15 protein-coding genes are annotated in these 15,864 nt (G+C 63.0%); 3 read left to right on the plus strand and 12 right to left on the minus strand.

Annotated elements, in window-relative coordinates; translation table 11 throughout:
- Window positions 1-108 precede the first annotated feature (108 nt).
- Entirely contained in the window at window positions 109-927 is an 819-nt protein-coding gene (locus tag FGE05_RS08575) for a DeoR/GlpR family DNA-binding transcription regulator (protein WP_041024330.1), read from the plus strand.
- A 579-nt stretch (window positions 928-1,506) separates the two neighbouring features.
- Here FGE05_RS08575 and otnI read toward each other — a convergent pair.
- The 5 genes from otnI to ltnD form a co-directional block, all read right to left on the minus strand.
- A complete protein-coding gene (gene otnI / locus FGE05_RS08580; protein ID WP_139643831.1) occupies window positions 1,507-2,289 on the minus strand; it encodes a 2-oxo-tetronate isomerase in 783 nt (260 codons plus the stop codon).
- Window positions 2,290-2,300: 11 nt separating this feature from the next.
- On the minus strand, window positions 2,301-3,761 hold the full coding sequence (locus tag FGE05_RS08585; protein WP_139643834.1) for an SLC13 family permease: 1,461 nt from the start codon (window positions 3,759-3,761) through the stop codon (window positions 2,301-2,303).
- A gap of 181 nt (window positions 3,762-3,942) precedes the next feature.
- Window positions 3,943-4,581, minus strand: coding sequence for an aldolase (locus FGE05_RS08590; RefSeq protein WP_139643837.1), 639 nt, complete (start codon window positions 4,579-4,581; stop codon window positions 3,943-3,945).
- The gene (gene otnK / locus FGE05_RS08595) at window positions 4,578-5,870 is read right to left on the minus strand and encodes a 3-oxo-tetronate kinase (RefSeq protein ID WP_139643839.1); all 1,293 of its coding nucleotides are present in this window, start codon (window positions 5,868-5,870) and stop codon (window positions 4,578-4,580) included. Before otnK ends, FGE05_RS08590 begins: the two co-directional genes overlap by 4 nt.
- A gap of 9 nt (window positions 5,871-5,879) precedes the next feature.
- Window positions 5,880-6,785 carry an L-threonate dehydrogenase gene (gene ltnD / locus FGE05_RS08600; protein WP_139643841.1) on the minus strand — a complete coding sequence of 302 codons (906 nt, stop codon included), beginning with the start codon at window positions 6,783-6,785 and terminating at the stop codon, window positions 5,880-5,882.
- Between the two features lie 216 nt (window positions 6,786-7,001).
- On the opposite strand from ltnD, the gene FGE05_RS08605 reads away from it, so the two are divergent.
- Both FGE05_RS08605 and FGE05_RS08610 read left to right on the plus strand, forming a co-directional pair.
- Entirely contained in the window at window positions 7,002-8,108 is a 1,107-nt protein-coding gene (locus tag FGE05_RS08605; protein ID WP_139643843.1) for an NAD(P)/FAD-dependent oxidoreductase, read from the plus strand.
- 315 nt (window positions 8,109-8,423) lie between these two features.
- Window positions 8,424-8,900, plus strand: coding sequence for a hemerythrin domain-containing protein (locus FGE05_RS08610; protein ID WP_024779328.1), 477 nt, complete (start codon window positions 8,424-8,426; stop codon window positions 8,898-8,900).
- Between the two features lie 52 nt (window positions 8,901-8,952).
- Here the strand turns inward: FGE05_RS08610 and FGE05_RS08615 are convergent, their stop codons facing one another.
- The 7 genes from FGE05_RS08615 to FGE05_RS08645 all read right to left on the minus strand — a co-directional run bounded on the left by FGE05_RS08615 (window position 8,953) and on the right by FGE05_RS08645 (window position 15,697).
- A complete protein-coding gene (locus FGE05_RS08615; RefSeq protein ID WP_139643846.1) occupies window positions 8,953-9,831 on the minus strand; it encodes a LysR family transcriptional regulator in 879 nt (292 codons plus the stop codon).
- Between the two features lie 253 nt (window positions 9,832-10,084).
- Window positions 10,085-10,714 (minus strand): isochorismate family cysteine hydrolase YcaC, encoded by a 630-nt coding sequence (gene ycaC / locus FGE05_RS08620; RefSeq protein WP_024779330.1) that lies wholly within the window; start codon window positions 10,712-10,714, stop codon window positions 10,085-10,087.
- 141 nt (window positions 10,715-10,855) lie between these two features.
- Window positions 10,856-12,694, minus strand: a complete 1,839-nt coding sequence (locus FGE05_RS08625) for an amidohydrolase (RefSeq protein ID WP_139643851.1) — start codon at window positions 12,692-12,694, stop codon at window positions 10,856-10,858.
- 74 nt (window positions 12,695-12,768) lie between these two features.
- Entirely contained in the window at window positions 12,769-13,395 is a 627-nt protein-coding gene (locus FGE05_RS08630; protein WP_139643854.1) for an antibiotic biosynthesis monooxygenase, read from the minus strand.
- Window positions 13,388-13,801 (minus strand): DoxX family protein, encoded by a 414-nt coding sequence (locus FGE05_RS08635; protein ID WP_139643856.1) that lies wholly within the window; start codon window positions 13,799-13,801, stop codon window positions 13,388-13,390. Before FGE05_RS08635 ends, FGE05_RS08630 begins: the two co-directional genes overlap by 8 nt.
- The gene (locus tag FGE05_RS08640) at window positions 13,798-14,745 is read right to left on the minus strand and encodes a LysR substrate-binding domain-containing protein (RefSeq protein WP_041024342.1); all 948 of its coding nucleotides are present in this window, start codon (window positions 14,743-14,745) and stop codon (window positions 13,798-13,800) included. The genes FGE05_RS08635 and FGE05_RS08640 overlap by 4 nt, the downstream gene beginning before the upstream one ends.
- Before the next feature lie 130 nt (window positions 14,746-14,875).
- Window positions 14,876-15,697, minus strand: coding sequence for an alpha/beta fold hydrolase (locus FGE05_RS08645; protein ID WP_055129182.1), 822 nt, complete (start codon window positions 15,695-15,697; stop codon window positions 14,876-14,878).
- Window positions 15,698-15,864: the final 167 nt, after the last annotated feature.

Raw genomic sequence — 15,864 nt, forward strand, 5'->3', positions numbered from 1 at the left:
AAAGACAATCGTGGCGAGGTAGCTTGCTCGGCTTTGTTCCTCGTCCGCCTCCCGCAGATTCGTTACTATGTCCGCTCCCCTGCCCTATCAGTCACCGAGTCCACACCGATGCCCACCCCCAAGGACATGGCCAACGACAGCCCCGCACCGATGATTCCCGAGCAGCGCCGGGAACAGATCCTGCGTCAGTTGCGCAAGCATCAGGTGCTGAGCGTCCATCAGTTGATGGAGATGTTCGATTGCTCGCACATGACCGTGCGTCGCGACATTGCCCTGCTGGAACAGGAAGGCCGGGCTTATTCGGTGACGGGTGGGGTGCGTATCGCCAGCCAGCTGCACAGCGAGCCGAGCCACCAGTCCAAGGCCGTGGTGGAGCTGCCGCAGAAGCAGGCCATGGCCAAACTGGCAGCCAGGCTGTTGAAGGATGACATGACGGTGTACCTGGATGCCGGCACCAGCACGCTGGAGATCGTGCCCTACATCAAGGCGTTGTCGGGAATGACGGTGGTGACCAACGATTTCGGCGTGGTCCAGGCGCTGATGGAAGCGCCGCAGGTGACGGTGATTCATACCGGCGGGCAGTTGGATCATTCCAACCACTCTTGCGTCGGCGGGCTGGCGGTGGCGACCTTGCGTCAGGTGGTGACGGACATTGCCTTCATGTCCACCAGTTCGTGGGACCTGCAACGGGGCATCACCACGCCGTCGGCCTTGAAAGTGGAGGTCAAGCAGGTGGCGATGCAGTCGGCCTCGCAAGTGGTACTGGTGGCCAGCAGTTCCAAGTATGGCACCTTCAGCATGTACCGCATCGCCGGGCTGGAGCAGTTCGACTTCATCATCAGCGACAACGCCCTGGCACCGGCGGCAGCCGATGGCATTCGCAAGCAGGGCGTCGAGTTGCTGCTGCCGGATGGGCAGCCTGCCTGACCTCGTCGCAAGCCGCTCCATCGCTATCGCGAGCGGGCTCGCTCCCACAGGGGATTGATGGCGAACGGGAATCTGGCGAACAGCCGAAATCAGTGTGGGAGCTGGGCTTGCCCGCGATGACGGCGGCACAAATAACATCGATGCAAGCTGACCCACCGCCATCGCGAGCAGGCTCGCTCCCACAGGGGATTGATGGCGAACGGGAATCTGGCGAACAGCCGAAATCTCTGTGGGAGCTGGGCTTGCCCGCGATGACGGCGGCACAAATAACATCGATGCAAGCTGACCCACCGCCATCGCGAGCAGGCTCGCTCCCACAGGGGGATTGATGGCGAACGGGAATCTGGCGAACAGCCGAAATCAGTGTGGGAACCGGGCTTGCCCGCGATGATGGCGGCACAAATAACATCGATGCAAGCTGACCCACCGCCATCGCGAGCAGGCTCGCTCCCACAGGGGATTGATGGCGAACGGGAATCTTGCGAACAGCCGAAATCTCTGTGGGAGCGAGCCTGCTCGCGATGGCAATGGATCAGTCAACATCAAAGCCGGCTGACCCACCACCATTTCTCACAGTTCCTAGAACGCTTTCCAGTCCCGCAGCCACTGCAGGCCGGCCGAGGTATCGCCACGGGGACGGTATTCGCAGCCGACCCAGCCGTCATAGCCCAGCTCGTCCAGCAATCCGAACAGGAACGGATAATGAACCTCCCCCAGGTCCGGCTCATGCCGATCCGGCACGCCGGCGATCTGGACATGCCCGATACCGCTGAAGTCGCGCCTGAGTTTGCTCGCCAGGTCGCCCTCGACGATCTGGCAGTGGTAGCAATCGAACTGGACCTTGAGGTTATCCGCCCCCACCTCCCGGCAAATGGCATGGGCCTGATCCTGACGATTGAGGAAAAAGCCTGGCATGTCCCGGGTGTTGATCGGCTCCAGCAACACCGTGATCCCGGCTTTCGCCGCCTGGGTCGTGGCGTAGGCGAGGTTTTCCAGGTACACGGCGTGGTGCCGGGCACGCTCGGCTTCGGACGGGAGCAAGCCCGCCATCACATGAATGTTCGAGTTGCCGAGCACCGCGGCGTATTCCAGGGCACGCTCGAAGCCTTGACGAAATTCCTGCTCGCGCCCCGGCAACGTCGCCAGCCCCCGCTCCCCCGCCGTCCAATCCCCGGGCGGTGCGTTGAAGAGCGCCTGGACGAGGCCGTGGTCATCCAGCCGCTGCTTGAGCACCTCGGGGCCGTACTCGTAGGGGAACAGGTATTCCACGGCATCGAAACCATCGGCCGCCGCGGCCGCGAAACGGTCGAGGAAATCATGTTGCGGGTAGAGCATGCTGAGATTGGCTGCGAAACGAGGCATACCGATATTCCTTAAACAAAAGGCCAGATCAACAAGGTGATACCGAAACCGAGTGTACCGAGCAGCGTAGTGATCACGGTCCAGGTGCGCAGGCCGTCCGCCACGTTGAGCCCTGCCAGTTTAGTGAAAATCCAGTAGCCGGCGTCGTTGATGTGAGACATCGCCAGCCCGCCACCGCCCATGGCCAGGCACAGCAGCCCCAGGTGATTGGGGGTCAGGCCGAGCGTCGCGATCAACGGACTGATGATACCGGCGGTGGTCACCAGCGCTACCGTGGTCGAACCTTGCACGGCGCGCAGCAGCATGGTCAGCAAAAAGCCCAGCGCCAGCACCGGCAACCCGGTGGTGCGCAACATCTCGGACACCACCGCACCGATCCCGGTGTCCACCAGCACCTTGCCAAAGACGCCACCGGCACCGGCGATCAGGATCACCATCGCCACCCCGGGCAACGCCGAGCCGATCACATCGGACACTTGGGTGCGACTCCAGCCCCGCCGTGAGCCCAACAGCCAGGCGCAAAGCAAGGTGTCGATCAGCAAGGCCACCAGCGGCGCACCCAGCACCGTCATGACCCCACGAACCGTGGATTCCACCGGCAGCAGCGTGGTCGACAGCGTCCCCAGCAGGATCAGCACGATCGGCAACAGGATCAATCCCACAATCAGGCCGAACCCCGGTGGCGGCGCCGGTGGCAGCTTGGCGACCAGCGAGCCGGTGGACTCTTCCAGTCCCATATGGGACACCGCAACGGCGGCTTGCACCGGATCCCTGCCGTTGCCATTGCTCCAGGCGGCCAGGTCGTCGTTGGTGACGTGGGGGCCGTAGACTTCAGCGCGGATGTCGTCGGTCATCGGATAGAAGCGACGCGTCATGCGCCCTGCCACCTTATAGCCGACAAAACACAGAAAGGCGGTCAGCGGCAGGCCGAACATCAACACACGGCCCAGGTCGGCACCCAACTGGCTGGCCGCCGCCACGGCCCCTGGATGCGGCGGCAGGAACGCATGCACCGTGAGCAACGCCGCGCACATCGGCAAGGCGAACACCAGCAACGGCTTGCGGGCACTACGAGCCACGCCATAGGCCAGCGGCATGAGGATGATGACACCCACCTCGAAGAACACCGGCACGCCGATGATGAAGCCAGCGATGGTCAGGGCCAGCGGTGTACGCCGGTTGCCAAAGCGTTCGATCAGAGTTTTCGCCAGGGCCTCGGCGCCGCCCGACAACTCGATGATGCGCCCGATCATCGCGCCCAGGGCGATGATGATTGCGATATGGCCGAGGGTCTTGCCCATGCCGCCTTCAATGGTCGCCACCAGGTCGGCCGGTTTCACCCCGGCCACCAGCGCCACCAGGATGCTCACCAGCATCAGCGCCACGAACGGTTGGAACTTGTACTTGAGCACCAGGAACAGCAACAGCGCGATCCCGGCACCGGCCGTGATCATCAGGATGACCGGGCTCATGGGCGCGACCCTCCGGAGGGGATCGGGAGAACGCTTGCGCGACAAACACTGCGATTGAAGTGGGTCATGGAGTGAATCCTGTTGTTATTGTTTTTTCAGCCAGCCCGCACGACACCGGTAGCGAGGGAATCAATCCCCTCGCCACTGGCTGTGCAAGGCTTTGGTTCTTGTGGCGGATCCCTTACCAATCGGCGCCGAAGATAGCGCGCAGCTCATCCAGTGCCGCCTGATCGAGCGGCTCGGGCCTGGGATTGCTCATCAGCCAGAGCCGCGCGGTCTCTTCCAACTCTTCCAGGGCGTAGCTGGCCCGGGACACCGTACTTTCCCAGAGCACCGGGCCCAGGCGTTCGAGCATCACGCCGCGAACCCGATTGGCCAGTTGCGCCACCTGCTCGGCCACGTTGGGCGAGCCGGGACGCTGGTAGCCGATCAACGGAATGTGCCCGACCTTCATCACCTGATAAGGCGTGAGCGGCGGCAAGATGTCGTCGGGCCGCCAGACCCCGGCCAGGGTCAGCGCCACCAGATGGGTGGAGTGGGTGTGCACCACGCCGCCGACCGTCGGGTTGCGGTCGTAGACCTGGCGATGCAACGCCAGGGTCTTGGACGGCTTGTGTCCGGACACCCAATCGCCGGCGGCATTGACCTTGGCAATGGCCGCTGGATCGAGACGTCCCAGGCAGGCATCGGTCGGCGTGATCAGCCAGCCATCGTCGAGCCGGGCGCTGATGTTGCCGGCGCTGCCGACGGTGTAGCCACGCTGATAGAGGCTCAGGCCGACTTCGCAGATCTCTTCACGCAAGGCGCTTTCGGGGCTCATCGGGCGCCTCCGGCCAATTGCGCGAGGGCCTTGGCGAAGAAATCGCGACCGCCGAAATTGCCCGACTTGAGTGCCAGGGCCAGCGGTTCCGCGCCACTGCTGAGGGTGGCAGGCACACCCGGATCGATCTGCGCACCGATCTGCAACAGCGTCACCTCCAGCGCCTTGACCACGGCGCCGGAGGTTTCGCCACCGGCAATCACGAAACGCCGTACACCTTGCTCGCGCAAACCCCGGGCGATCTCGCCCAAGGCGTTCTCCACCAGCGCACCGGCCCGACCAGCGCCCAACTGTTGCTGCACAGCCTTGACTTCATCGGCGCTGTTGGTGGCATAGATCAGCACGGTGTCCGCCGCGTCGCGGGCAAACGCCAGGGCTCGGGCGACCACCGGCTCACCAGCCGCCAACGCCACGGGATCGATGCGCAAGGCCGGCCGCCCAGCCTCGAGCCAGGCGGCCACTTGTCCATTGGTGGCGATTGACGCGCTGCCAGCCAAAACCACTTCACCGCCAGGAACCTGGGGCAGCGTCGACACATCGAAGTCCCTCAGCTGGCCGGCTCGCCGGAAGTTGTCCGGCAGCCCTAGGGCCAGCCCGGAGCCGCCCGTCAGCAAGGGCAAGTCCGCGCAGGCCGCGCCGAGGGTGTACAGGTCCGCATCGGACAATGCGTCGGCGATGGCCATGCCGACGCCCTGGGCGCGCAACTCGGTCATCTTCGCCCGCACTGCATCCACGCCCTGGGCGACACTGTCGTAGCGCAACAGGCCAACCTCGAGGGAAGTCTGGGCTTGCAGCACACGCACCAGGTTGGCGTCGGTCATCGGCGTCAACGGGTGGTGCTGCATGCCCGACTCGTTCAGCAACTGGTCCTGCACGAACAGATGGCCGCGGAAAATCGTCCGGCCGTTTTCCGGAAACGCCGGGCAAACCAGGGTGAAATCACTGTCCAGGGCCTTGAGCAGAGCTTCGCTCACCTGGCCGATATTGCCCGCGGCGGTCGAATCGAAGGTCGAGCAGTATTTGAAGAAAATCTGCTGACACCCCCGTTCACGCAGCCAAGCCAGCGCCGCGAGGGATTCGTCGATGGCCTCGGCCACAGGCAGGGTTCGCGACTTGAGGGCAATCACGATCGCATCGGCCGCCAGGCCTTCAGCGTCTTCGGCACCAGGGATGCCGATGCTCTGCACCGTACGCATGCCGCCGCGCACCAGCATGTTGGCCAAGTCCGTGGCACCCGTGAAGTCGTCGGCAATGCAGCCCAGCAGCGGGCGCGCGTTGGAAGGGGTCATGGCGGCTCCTCAGATCGAATCGGGCTTGGCGGTCGGCAAGTCGATGCCCGGGAAAATCTTGATCACCGCCGAATCATCCTCCCGGCCGAAACCGGCGCTGGAGGCCTGCATGAACATCTGGTGCGCGGTGGCCGACAACGGCAACGGAAATTTGCTGACGCGGGCGGTATCGAGCACCAGGCCCAGATCCTTGACGAAGATGTCCACCGCCGACAGGGGCGTGTAGTCAGCCTTGAGGATGTGCGGCACGCGGTTTTCGAACATCCAGGAGTTGCCGGCGCTGTGGGTGATCACTTCGTACAACGCATCGGCATCCACGCCTTCACGCAGCCCCAGGGCCATGGCTTCGGCCGAGGCCGCGATGTGTACGCCGGCCAGCAATTGATTGATGATTTTGACTTTTGAACCCAGGCCGTGGACATCGCCCAGGCGATAGACCTTGCCCGCCATGCCCGCCAGGACAGCTTCGGCCTTGGCGTAGGCCGGCGCCGGGCCTGAGGTCATCATGGTCATCTCGCCAGCCGCAGCCTTGGCCGCGCCGCCGGAGATCGGCGCGTCGAGGTACAGCAGGCCAGTCTGCGCCAGGCGCTGGCCCAGCTCCACGGCAAAGGTCGGCGCCACGGTGGCACAACCGATAACCAGGCTGCCCTCGCGCAAGGCTTGCACGGCACCGTTCTCGCCAAACAACACCGTGTCGGTCTGCTCGGCGTTCACCACCACGGTGATGATCACATCGCATTGAGCCGCCATGTCGGCGGGTGATGCACAGGCCACCCCGCCCTCGCCGGCAAATTGTTCGGTGACGGCGGCACGCACATCGCAGGCATGCACATTGAAGCCTGCGCGCAGCAACGAGCGGGCAATGCCCAGGCCCATCGCGCCGAGACCAATCACACCGACATTCTTGTTATTCATGAGGCACTCCGGAAAAGACAACGAACCGTTCTGGTGGGTCTTGTAGCGAGCTTTGTCCTACAGGTTGGTTTCGATCATCCACCAATGAACAGATCCTGTGAAGTATTTTTTCAATCTAACATTTTTTAACATCGCTCTTTTCCATGGACATCGTCTTCACCTGCCTTCCAGGCAGGGCTACCCTGAACGTCACGCAGCCCTGAAGGAGCAAAGAGCTTGAGCGTCGATATCGAGTGCGTGGTGGTGGGTGCGGGGGTCGTCGGTCTGGCCGTGGCCCGGGAGATGGCCCAGGCCGGCCATGAGGTGCTGTTGATCGAAGCCGGCGGCGCCATCGGCATGGGCACCAGTTCGCGCAATTCCGAAGTCATCCATGCCGGCATCTACTACCCTCCGGGCAGCCTCAAGGCCCGGTTGTGCGTCGAAGGTCGGCACCGGCTGTACGCCTATTGCGAAAGCCACGGCGTGACGACTCGCCGGCTCGGCAAGCTGATCGTCGCCAAGGACCCGGCGCAGGTGGCCGGCCTCCAGGTCTTGCTGGAACGCGGCTTGACGAACGGCGTGGACGACTTGCGCCTGCTCGATCAGGAGCAGGCGTTGGCCCTGGAGCCGGCGCTGGCGTGTGTCGCCGCGTTGTATTCGCCTTCCACGGGCATTGTCGATTCCCATGCCTTGATGCTGGCCTTGCAAGGCGATGCCGAAGCGGCCGGCGCGAACCTGGCCTTCCACACGCCGTTGCTGGGGGTTCGCATCGGCGCGGGGCAGTTTCTGCTGGAGTTGGGTGGCACGGCCCAGATGAAGCTGTCCTGCCGCCGACTGATCAACGCCGCCGGCCTCCAGGCGCCCGCCCTCGCCCGTCGCATGGAGGGCCTGCCGGCGCAAACAGTGCCCCCCGACTATTTGTGCAAGGGCAATTACTTCAGCCTTGCCGGACGTGCGCCCTTCCGGCATCTGGTCTACCCGGCTCCGGAAGCCGCCGGGCTGGGCATCCACATGACCCTGGACCTGGCGGGCCAGGCCCGTTTCGGGCCTGACATCGAATGGGTCGAACACGAGGATTATCGGGTCGATCCGGCGCGCGCCGAAACCTTCTACCCGGCGATTCGCACTTACTGGCCCGACCTGCCCGACCACAGCCTGCAACCGGCCTACAGCGGCATCCGCCCGAAGATCTCCGCCCCCGGCGAACCCTCCCGCGACTTCCATATCAGTAGCGCCGCCGAGCACCAGGTACCTGGGCTGATCAACCTGTTCGGCATCGAATCGCCAGGGCTGACATCTTGCTTGGCGATTGCCGAGCGGGTGCGGCAATTGCTCGACGACTGAGCTGCAAAATCCTCTGTGGGAGCGAGCCTGCTCGCGATGAGGCCAGGCCAGTCGACTTCATCATTGGCTGAACGACCGCTATCGCGAGCAGGCTCGCTCCCACAAAGGGGTTCTCGGTCAGGCAACGCAAAGTGCAAGGCGCTTTGACCCCTCTTCATGCAGCCTGCACGATGATAAAAATGGCATCCATCTCAACCCATTGTTTTAAAAGAACTTTATAAAGCCACCTGGCTGGCACGGCCGATGCAATCCTTGGTTAACGCGACGTCGGCGCTTGAAGCCGGCGCGTAACCGTGAATTGCCGAGGAGCTGTATATGAACGCCATCGATCTGTTGAAAGCTGACCATGAACGCGTCAAAGGTATTCTGGCTCAACTGAGCGAATCCACCGAACGCGGCGTCAAGAAACGTACTGACCTGTTGGCGAAGCTGGAAATGGAAGTCACCATTCATACCCGGCTGGAAGAAGAGATCCTGTACCCGGCCTTCAAGCAAGCGGGGGGCAAGGACGAGGCCGAAATGTACTACGAGGCCAAGGAAGAACATCGCACGGTCGATTCACTGGTCCTGCCGGACCTGAAGGCCACCGATCCTTCCCAACCGGAATTTGCCGGCCGGGTGAAAGTGGTCAAGGAACTGCTTGAGCACCACATCGAAGAAGAAGAAAAAGAGATGTTCCCCCAAGCCAAGAAAGTACTGGGCAAAGCCAAGCTGGATGCCTTGGGTGAACAGATGGAAACCATGAAGGCGCAGTACAAGAAGGAACTGTCCGGCGCCAATATGGCCGCCTGATTGGTATCACGCAAGCTTTCAGCCGTCCGGTGGCGGCTGAAAGCTCAGCCACTCATTGCATGTGCTCACGTAGAAATTCCACCAGCGCTTGCACCGGGGGAGCGCTCTGGCGATGTTGCGGGTAGACCGCCGACAGGGCCAGGGGCTCGGTTTCGAAACCCTCCAGGACCTTGATCAGCCGTCCGTCCTTCAGCGCATCGCCGAGGATGAAGGTGGGGAGATAGGTAATACCCATGCCGGCAATCGCCGCATCCCGGAGCAGATCACCGTTGTTGGCGCGCATGCGCCCGGCGACTTCCAACACCAGCGGTTTACCCCCTCCTCCAAAACGCCATTGAACCTGACGGCTGTGACCATAGGGCAGGCAGTCATGGTTGCGCAGGTCTTCGGGGCGCAAGGGTGTGCCGCGTTGCGCCAGATATGACGGGCTGGCGCAGTAGACCCGGTCGATGGTTGCGATGCGGCGGGCGATCAAGGTCGAATCCTCCAGCACCCCGATCCGTAGCGCGAGGTCGTAGCCCTCCCCCAGCAAATCCACCGAACGGTCACTCAGGTCCACTTCGACGCTGACCTGCGGATAACGCTCCAGGAACAACGGCAGCAGACTGCCCAGGTGCGCCACGGCAAAGGACAGCGGTGCGCTGAGCCGAAGGGTGCCGCGAGGCTCGCTGGTCTGTCCGCTGATACCCAGCTCCACCTGTTCGATTTCGCTGAGCAGACGCAAGGCGGCCTCGTAATAGCGCTGGCCCAACGGGGTGACATCCAGCCGCCGCGTCGAACGGTTGAGCAGACGAACCCCCAGCCGCTGTTCCAGCTCCATGAGCTTTCGGCTGACGAATTGCTTGGACAACCCCAACTGGTCCGCCGCCGCCGTGAAGCTGCCCGACTCCATGACCTGGGCAAAAATGCGCATTTCTTCGAAGGGGTTCATTGTCACTCCAGAGGTGGACAGTGAGGGAGTTCAGTTGAGCATTGTGGTCGGGGTGAGACAGGTTGGGAAGGGTTGAATGGGCTGACGCCATCGCGAGCAGGCTCGCTCCCACAGGGGATTCGGGCGTTTCAAGAGACATGTCCACCACAAAACCCATGTGGGAGCGAGCCTGCTCGCGATGGCGGCCTGTCAGTCGACCAAAAACCAAAACGCCCGCACAAGGCGGGCGTCGTCCAGCAACAACCACTGAAGCTTACTTGGCAGTCAGCGCCGCGTAGCTGTTCATCAGGTTGCGGTAGTTCGGAATGCGCTGGGACAGCAGGTTGCCCAGGCCTTCAATGTCGTTGCGCCAGTCGCGGTGCAGTTCGCAAGCCACCGAGAACCAGTTCATCAGTTGCGCGCCGGCAGCGCTCATGCGAGCCCAGGAGGCCTGCTGCACGGTTTCGTTGAAGGTGCCCGAGGCGTCGGTGACGACGAACACGTCGAAACCTTCGGCCAGCGCCGACAAGGTCGGGAATGCCACGCAGACATCGGTCACCACGCCAGCGATGATCAGTTGCTTGCGGCCGGTGGCCTTGATCGCCTTGACGAAGTCTTCGTTGTCCCAGGCATTGATCTGGCCTGGACGCGGGATGTACGGCGCGTCCGGGAACATTTCCTTGAGCTCCGGCACGAGCGGGCCGTTAGGGCCTTTTTCGAAGCTGGTGGTCAGGATGGTCGGCAGACCGAAGAACTTCGCCAGGTCGGCCAGGGCCAGTACGTTGTTCTTGAACTCGTTGGGCGAGAAGTCCTGGACCAGGGAGATCAGGCCGGTCTGGTGATCGACCAGCAGGACGACTGCATCATCTTTGTTCAGGCGGTTGTAGACAGGGGCATTGCTCATGGGATGACTCCTTATACATGGTTGTTACAAATCCTGTGGGAGCGAGCCTGCTCGCGAAGCGGTGTGCCTGTTGCGAAGGTGTCGGATGCGCCGACGTCTTCGCGAGCAGGCTCGCTCCCACAGGGGGGATGTTGATGTCTGTCAGAACGCGAAGCAGGAACAGCCAAACGCGCCCCAGAAGCCTTGAAAATCGCTGACCGGGACGTTCGACAGCCGCGCCCGCTCATGGCTATGGGAATGCACCGTGCAAGGACCGCTGCACTGGTGAACCTGGGCCTGCAACGGCGAAGTCGGGCGCCAGTGACCTGGCACCTTGACCACCGGTGACCAGTCCGGCAGCACCGGGACACTGGCAGGGCCGAGTTTTTCGAAGTCGCCGGCGGCGTACACCACCTTGCCGTCGACCACCGTCAGCACGGACTCGATCCACTTGATGGCTTCTTCCTCGACGCTGAAGAAGTCGGCGCTCAGTGCCGCCAGGTCCGCCAACTGGCCGACCTTGATCTGGCCTTTCTTGCCCTGCTCCGAGGAGAACCAGGCGCTGCCATGGGTGAACAGCTCCAGCGCGGTCAGGCGCGGCAGGCCTTCTTCGTGCAGCGCCAGACCACCGACCGTGCGACCGCTGACCATCCAGTACAGCGAGGTCCAGGGGTTGTAGCTCGATACCCGGGTGGCATCGGTGCCGGCACCCACTGGTACGCCTTCGGCCAGCATGCGCTTGATCGGCGGCGTCGCTTCGGCGGCCTTGGCGCCATAGCGGTCGACAAAGTATTCGCCCTGGAAGGCCATGCGGTCCTGGATGGCGATACCGCCACCCAGTGCGCGGACCCGTTCGATGTTCTGCGGGGTGATGGTTTCGGCGTGGTCGAAGAACCATGGCAGGCCGTTGAACGGGATGTCACGGTTGACCTTCTCGAACACGTCGAGCATGCGGCTGATGGACTCGTTGTAGGTGGCATGCAGGCGGAACGGCCAACGCTGCTCCACCAGGTGCCGCACCACGGGCTCCAGGTCCTGCTCCATGCCAGGCGGCAGGTCCGGACGCGGCTCGAGGAAGTCTTCGAAATCCGCCGCCGAGAACACCAGCATTTCACCGGCGCCGTTGTGCCGCAGGAAATCATCGCCCTGGTGCAGCTTGACGCTGCCGGTCCAGTTCTTGAAGTCGCTGAGTTCTTCCTTGGGCTTCTGGGTGAACAGGTTGTAGGCGATGCGCACCGTCAACTGTTCTTCCCGGGCCAACTGCTCGATCACCGCGTAGTCGTCGGGGTAATTCTGGAAACCACCGCCGGCGTCGATGGCACTGGTCAGCCCCAGGCGATTGAGTTCACGCATGAACTGGCGAGTGGAATTGACCTGGTACTCCAGCGGCAACTTCGGCCCCTTGGCCAACGTCGAGTAGAGGATCATCGCGTTGGGACGCGCCACCAGCATGCCGGTGGGTTCACCCTTGCTGTCGCGCACGATCTCGCCGCCCGGCGGGTTCGGCGTGTCACGGGTATAGCCGGCCACCCGCAACGCGGCGCGGTTGAGCAAGGCGCGGTCATACAGGTGCAACACGAACACCGGGGTGTCGGGGGCGGCCTGGTTGAGTTCTTCCAGGGTCGGCATGCGTTTTTCGGCGAACTGGAATTCGTTCCAGCCGCCCACCACACGTACCCATTGCGGCGTCGGCGTACGGTCGGCCTGGTCCTTGAGCATGCGCAGGGCATCGGCCAGGGACGGCACGCCTTCCCAACGCAGTTCGAGGTTGTAGTTCAGGCCACCGCGGATCAGGTGCAGGTGCGAGTCGTTAAGCCCGGGGATGACGGTGCGGCCCTTGAGGTCGATGACCTGGGTACTGCCGCCACGCAAGGCCATGGCCTCGGCGTCGGTGCCCACGACAACGAACTTGCCCTGGCTGATGGCCACGGCGCTGGCCCGGGGCTTTTCCCGGTCGACGGTGTGGAACTGGCCATTGAACAGAATCAGATCGGCGTTCATAGGGTTCTCCTTCAACTATCAAAAAATGTGTGGCTAGGGAGCTGGTTGTGACTAGGCACAACGGCTCGACAAGCTCAGGATTCCAAATGCTCGTGTGCTGTCGAGGCTTGCAGCCAGGGTGCGAACAGACGGGTCGCCAGCGGCATGCACACGTAACAGACCGAGAGCACGATGGTCAGGGTGATCAGGAACGTGGCAACGACGTAGTTGGAAAGAAATGCGTTGAGTTGCAGCACGGGCCCCCAGATCAGCGGCACCAACAAGGTGTGCGGCAGGATGACCAACAGCGTCACCACGGCCTGCTTCCAGCGCGGTGGCGGCGTGGAGGCGTCGGCCAGCGGGGCGAACCAGAACTCCTTGTGGGACGCGACCTCGGTCTGGTCACCATCGGCCAGCAACGGCGTGGCCTCTTCCACCAGCTCGCGGCGCTCGGGCGAATCGAGCCAGCGCTGCATGGCCTCGGTGGAACAGAAGCGCAGCACGCAAGTGAACAGCGACAACCCGCCCTGCTTGCCTCGCACCACATCCACGCCCAGGTGTCCCGGCCAACTGCCGGCCACGGTCACGATGCGTCGCAACCAGGCCTCATAGGCCGCGTCCTGGCCGGCCTTGACCCGGTGCTTGACGATCAGGGTCACGATTTCGTCGAAGCCAGGTGTGGCAGCACCCGTTGTGGGCTCGACAGCTTGAGATTCAGACATGGCGTAACACTCCGGTAAAACGCGCATTCAGCGCCAGGCGGCCCGGCCCGGCGATGAACACAGTGGTAAAGATGATCAGCAGCAGCCAGCCGAACTGCCCTTCTTCGAGGCTCCATTGCGGGTGAACCACCCACAGCGCAACCGCCAACAGGAACAGGATGGGCAGGCACGCGAGGCGCACCAGGACACCGACTGCGATCAGCAACGGGCACAGCACTTCGGCGAAGATCGCCAACATCAGGGTAAGGCTCGCCCCCAAGTGAAACGGGTCTTCGATGCGGGTCAGCTCGTCGCTGTAGTGCAGCCACTTCGGCAACCCGTGGACCCATAGCAGAAACAGCGCGCCACTGAGGCGCAGGAACAGCAGTCCCCAGTCCTGCAGGGTACGTTCGTCGGTGACGTTCATCGGTGTGCTCCGTCCGGGTCCGCATAGGCAGCGGCCGGCAATGATTGGGACATGTGGGTGGCAATGCGCGAGCGCAGCCAGCGCTCGGCCGGGTCGTTGTCATGCACGCCACTCCAGACCATCGACAGCTCGGCCGCGTTGATCTCGAACGGTGGATCCTCGGCCCGCAACGCGCAGCCTTCTACCAGCGCGCAGGCCGCGTAGTCGGGCACGGTGGCAATCAGTTCGGTGCCGGCCAACAACGCCCGCAAGCCACTGAACTGCGGGACGCCCAACACCACTTTGCGGGTCCGGCCAATACGCGCCAGGTCCAGGTCGATGTTGCCGCTCAGGTCCCCCGAGAACGACACCATGGCGTGGGGACGCGCGCAGTACTCGTCCAGGGTCAGCGGGCCCGGACGCTTGTCGCCGCGCAAGACCTTGCAGGGGATGTCCCGCAGTTTCTTGCGCTTGGCGTTGGCCGGCAGATCGGTGGTGTAGCTGACCCCGACGCTGATTTCCCCGCTGCCCAGCAACGACGACATCAGCAGGTAATTGGCCCGGCGCACCACCACGATGATGCCCGGCGCTTCTTCGCGCAGTTGGCTCAGCAACGGCGGGAACAGGCCGAACTCGGCGTCGTCCGACAGGCCGATGCGAAACACGTCGCAACTGGTGGACGGATCGAACGCCTTGGCCCGGCTGACCGCGCCGGAAATCGTGTCCATGGCCGGTTGCAGCTCACGCAGGATCGCCATGGCCCGAGGCGTCGGCTCCATGCCGCGACCGTGGCGGATCAGCAGCGGATCATCGAACAGATCCCGCAACCGCCCCAGCGCCGCGCTCACGGCAGGCTGGCCCATGAACAGCTTTTCAGCGACGCGGGTCAGGTTCTTCTCGAACATCAACGCCTCGAAGATCACCAGCAGGTTCATGTCAAGACGGCGTAAATCGTTGCGATTCATCGATTAGGATCCTGTGGAATACCATCCTGTGGGAGCGAGCCTGCTCGCGAAGCGTCGACACATCCGACGTCGTCACAAGCTGACCCACCGCTATCGCGAGCAGGCTCGCTCCCACAGGTTCTATGCTCGATCAGCCTCGGATGAACGCCAGCAGGTCGGCGTTCAGTCGATCCTTGTGGGTGTCGGTCAAGCCGTGGGGCGCGCCGGGGTAGACCAGCAGTTGCGAGTGCTTGAGCAGTTTGGCGGCTGCAATGCCGGCGGCTTCGATGGGGACCACCTGGTCGTCATCGCCATGGACCACGAGGGTCGGCACGTCGATGTTGCGCAGGTCTTCGGAAAGATCAGTCTCCGAGAACGCCTTGATGCAGTCGTACGTGTTCTTGTGGCCGGCGAGCATGCCTTGCATCCAGAACCAATCGATCATGCCTTGGGACACCTTGGCACCCGGACGGTTGGCGCCGAAAAACGCGCTGGCCACATCCTTGTATAGCTGAGAACGGTCGGCCAGGGAGGCCTGGCGGAAACCGTCGAACACTTCGATGGGCAGGCCACCCGGGTTGGCCGGGGTCCTGAGCATCAACGGCGTCACTGCCGAGATCAGCCCGAGCTTGGCGACGCGAGCGGCGCCATGACGGCCGATATAGCGTGCCACTTCACCACCGCCGGTCGAGAAACCGAGCAGTACGGCGTCCTTCAGGTCCAGCCGCTCGATCAGCTCGGCCAGGTCATCGGCGTAGGTGTTCATGTCATTGCCGTCCCAAGGCTGGCTGGAGCGCCCATGCCCACGACGGTCGTGGGCGATCACCCGGTAACCGTTGGACGCCAGGAACATCATCTGCGCCTCCCAACTGTCCGAGTTCAACGGCCAGCCATGACTGAAGACAACCGGCTGACCACTGCCCCAATCCTTGTAGTAGATCTCGGTGCCGTCGCGGGTGATGAAGGTGCTCATGACATGACTTCCTTGAGAGGGGTGGAGGTCTCCATGGTCGGGTCAGAGGGGGTGTATGCGTGAGTTAAACGTTGTTAATTTTTTTGATTGAGGGCAGGACTGTGGTGCTTTTTGTGGCGAGGGGATTTATCCCCGCTGGGCTGCGAAGCAGTCCCAAGACTGACGCC

The sequence above is a fragment of the Pseudomonas sp. ICMP22404 genome (assembly GCF_006227205.1).
GTDB lineage: Bacteria > Pseudomonadota > Gammaproteobacteria > Pseudomonadales > Pseudomonadaceae > Aquipseudomonas.

Excerpts from the sequence above, each read along its gene's own strand:
- ltnD (WP_139643841.1), bottom strand. The coding sequence starts at position 6,785 with ATGAATAACAAGAATGTCGGTGTGATTGGTCTCGGCGCGATGGGCCTG.
- FGE05_RS08575 (WP_041024330.1), top strand. The coding sequence starts at position 109 with ATGCCCACCCCCAAGGACATGGCCAACGACAGCCCCGCACCGATGATT.
- FGE05_RS08645 (WP_055129182.1), bottom strand. The coding sequence starts at position 15,697 with ATGAGCACCTTCATCACCCGCGACGGCACCGAGATCTACTACAAGGAT.
- ycaC (WP_024779330.1), bottom strand. The coding sequence starts at position 10,714 with ATGAGCAATGCCCCTGTCTACAACCGCCTGAACAAAGATGATGCAGTC.
- otnI (WP_139643831.1), bottom strand. The coding sequence starts at position 2,289 with ATGCCTCGTTTCGCAGCCAATCTCAGCATGCTCTACCCGCAACATGAT.
- FGE05_RS08610 (WP_024779328.1), top strand. The coding sequence starts at position 8,424 with ATGAACGCCATCGATCTGTTGAAAGCTGACCATGAACGCGTCAAAGGT.
- FGE05_RS08640 (WP_041024342.1), bottom strand. The coding sequence starts at position 14,745 with ATGAATCGCAACGATTTACGCCGTCTTGACATGAACCTGCTGGTGATC.
- FGE05_RS08590 (WP_139643837.1), bottom strand. The coding sequence starts at position 4,581 with ATGAGCCCCGAAAGCGCCTTGCGTGAAGAGATCTGCGAAGTCGGCCTG.
- FGE05_RS08615 (WP_139643846.1), bottom strand. The coding sequence starts at position 9,831 with ATGAACCCCTTCGAAGAAATGCGCATTTTTGCCCAGGTCATGGAGTCG.
- otnK (WP_139643839.1), bottom strand. The coding sequence starts at position 5,870 with ATGACCCCTTCCAACGCGCGCCCGCTGCTGGGCTGCATTGCCGACGAC.
- FGE05_RS08635 (WP_139643856.1), bottom strand. The coding sequence starts at position 13,801 with ATGAACGTCACCGACGAACGTACCCTGCAGGACTGGGGACTGCTGTTC.
- FGE05_RS08625 (WP_139643851.1), bottom strand. The coding sequence starts at position 12,694 with ATGAACGCCGATCTGATTCTGTTCAATGGCCAGTTCCACACCGTCGAC.
- FGE05_RS08630 (WP_139643854.1), bottom strand. The coding sequence starts at position 13,395 with ATGTCTGAATCTCAAGCTGTCGAGCCCACAACGGGTGCTGCCACACCT.
- FGE05_RS08585 (WP_139643834.1), bottom strand. The coding sequence starts at position 3,761 with ATGAGCCCGGTCATCCTGATGATCACGGCCGGTGCCGGGATCGCGCTG.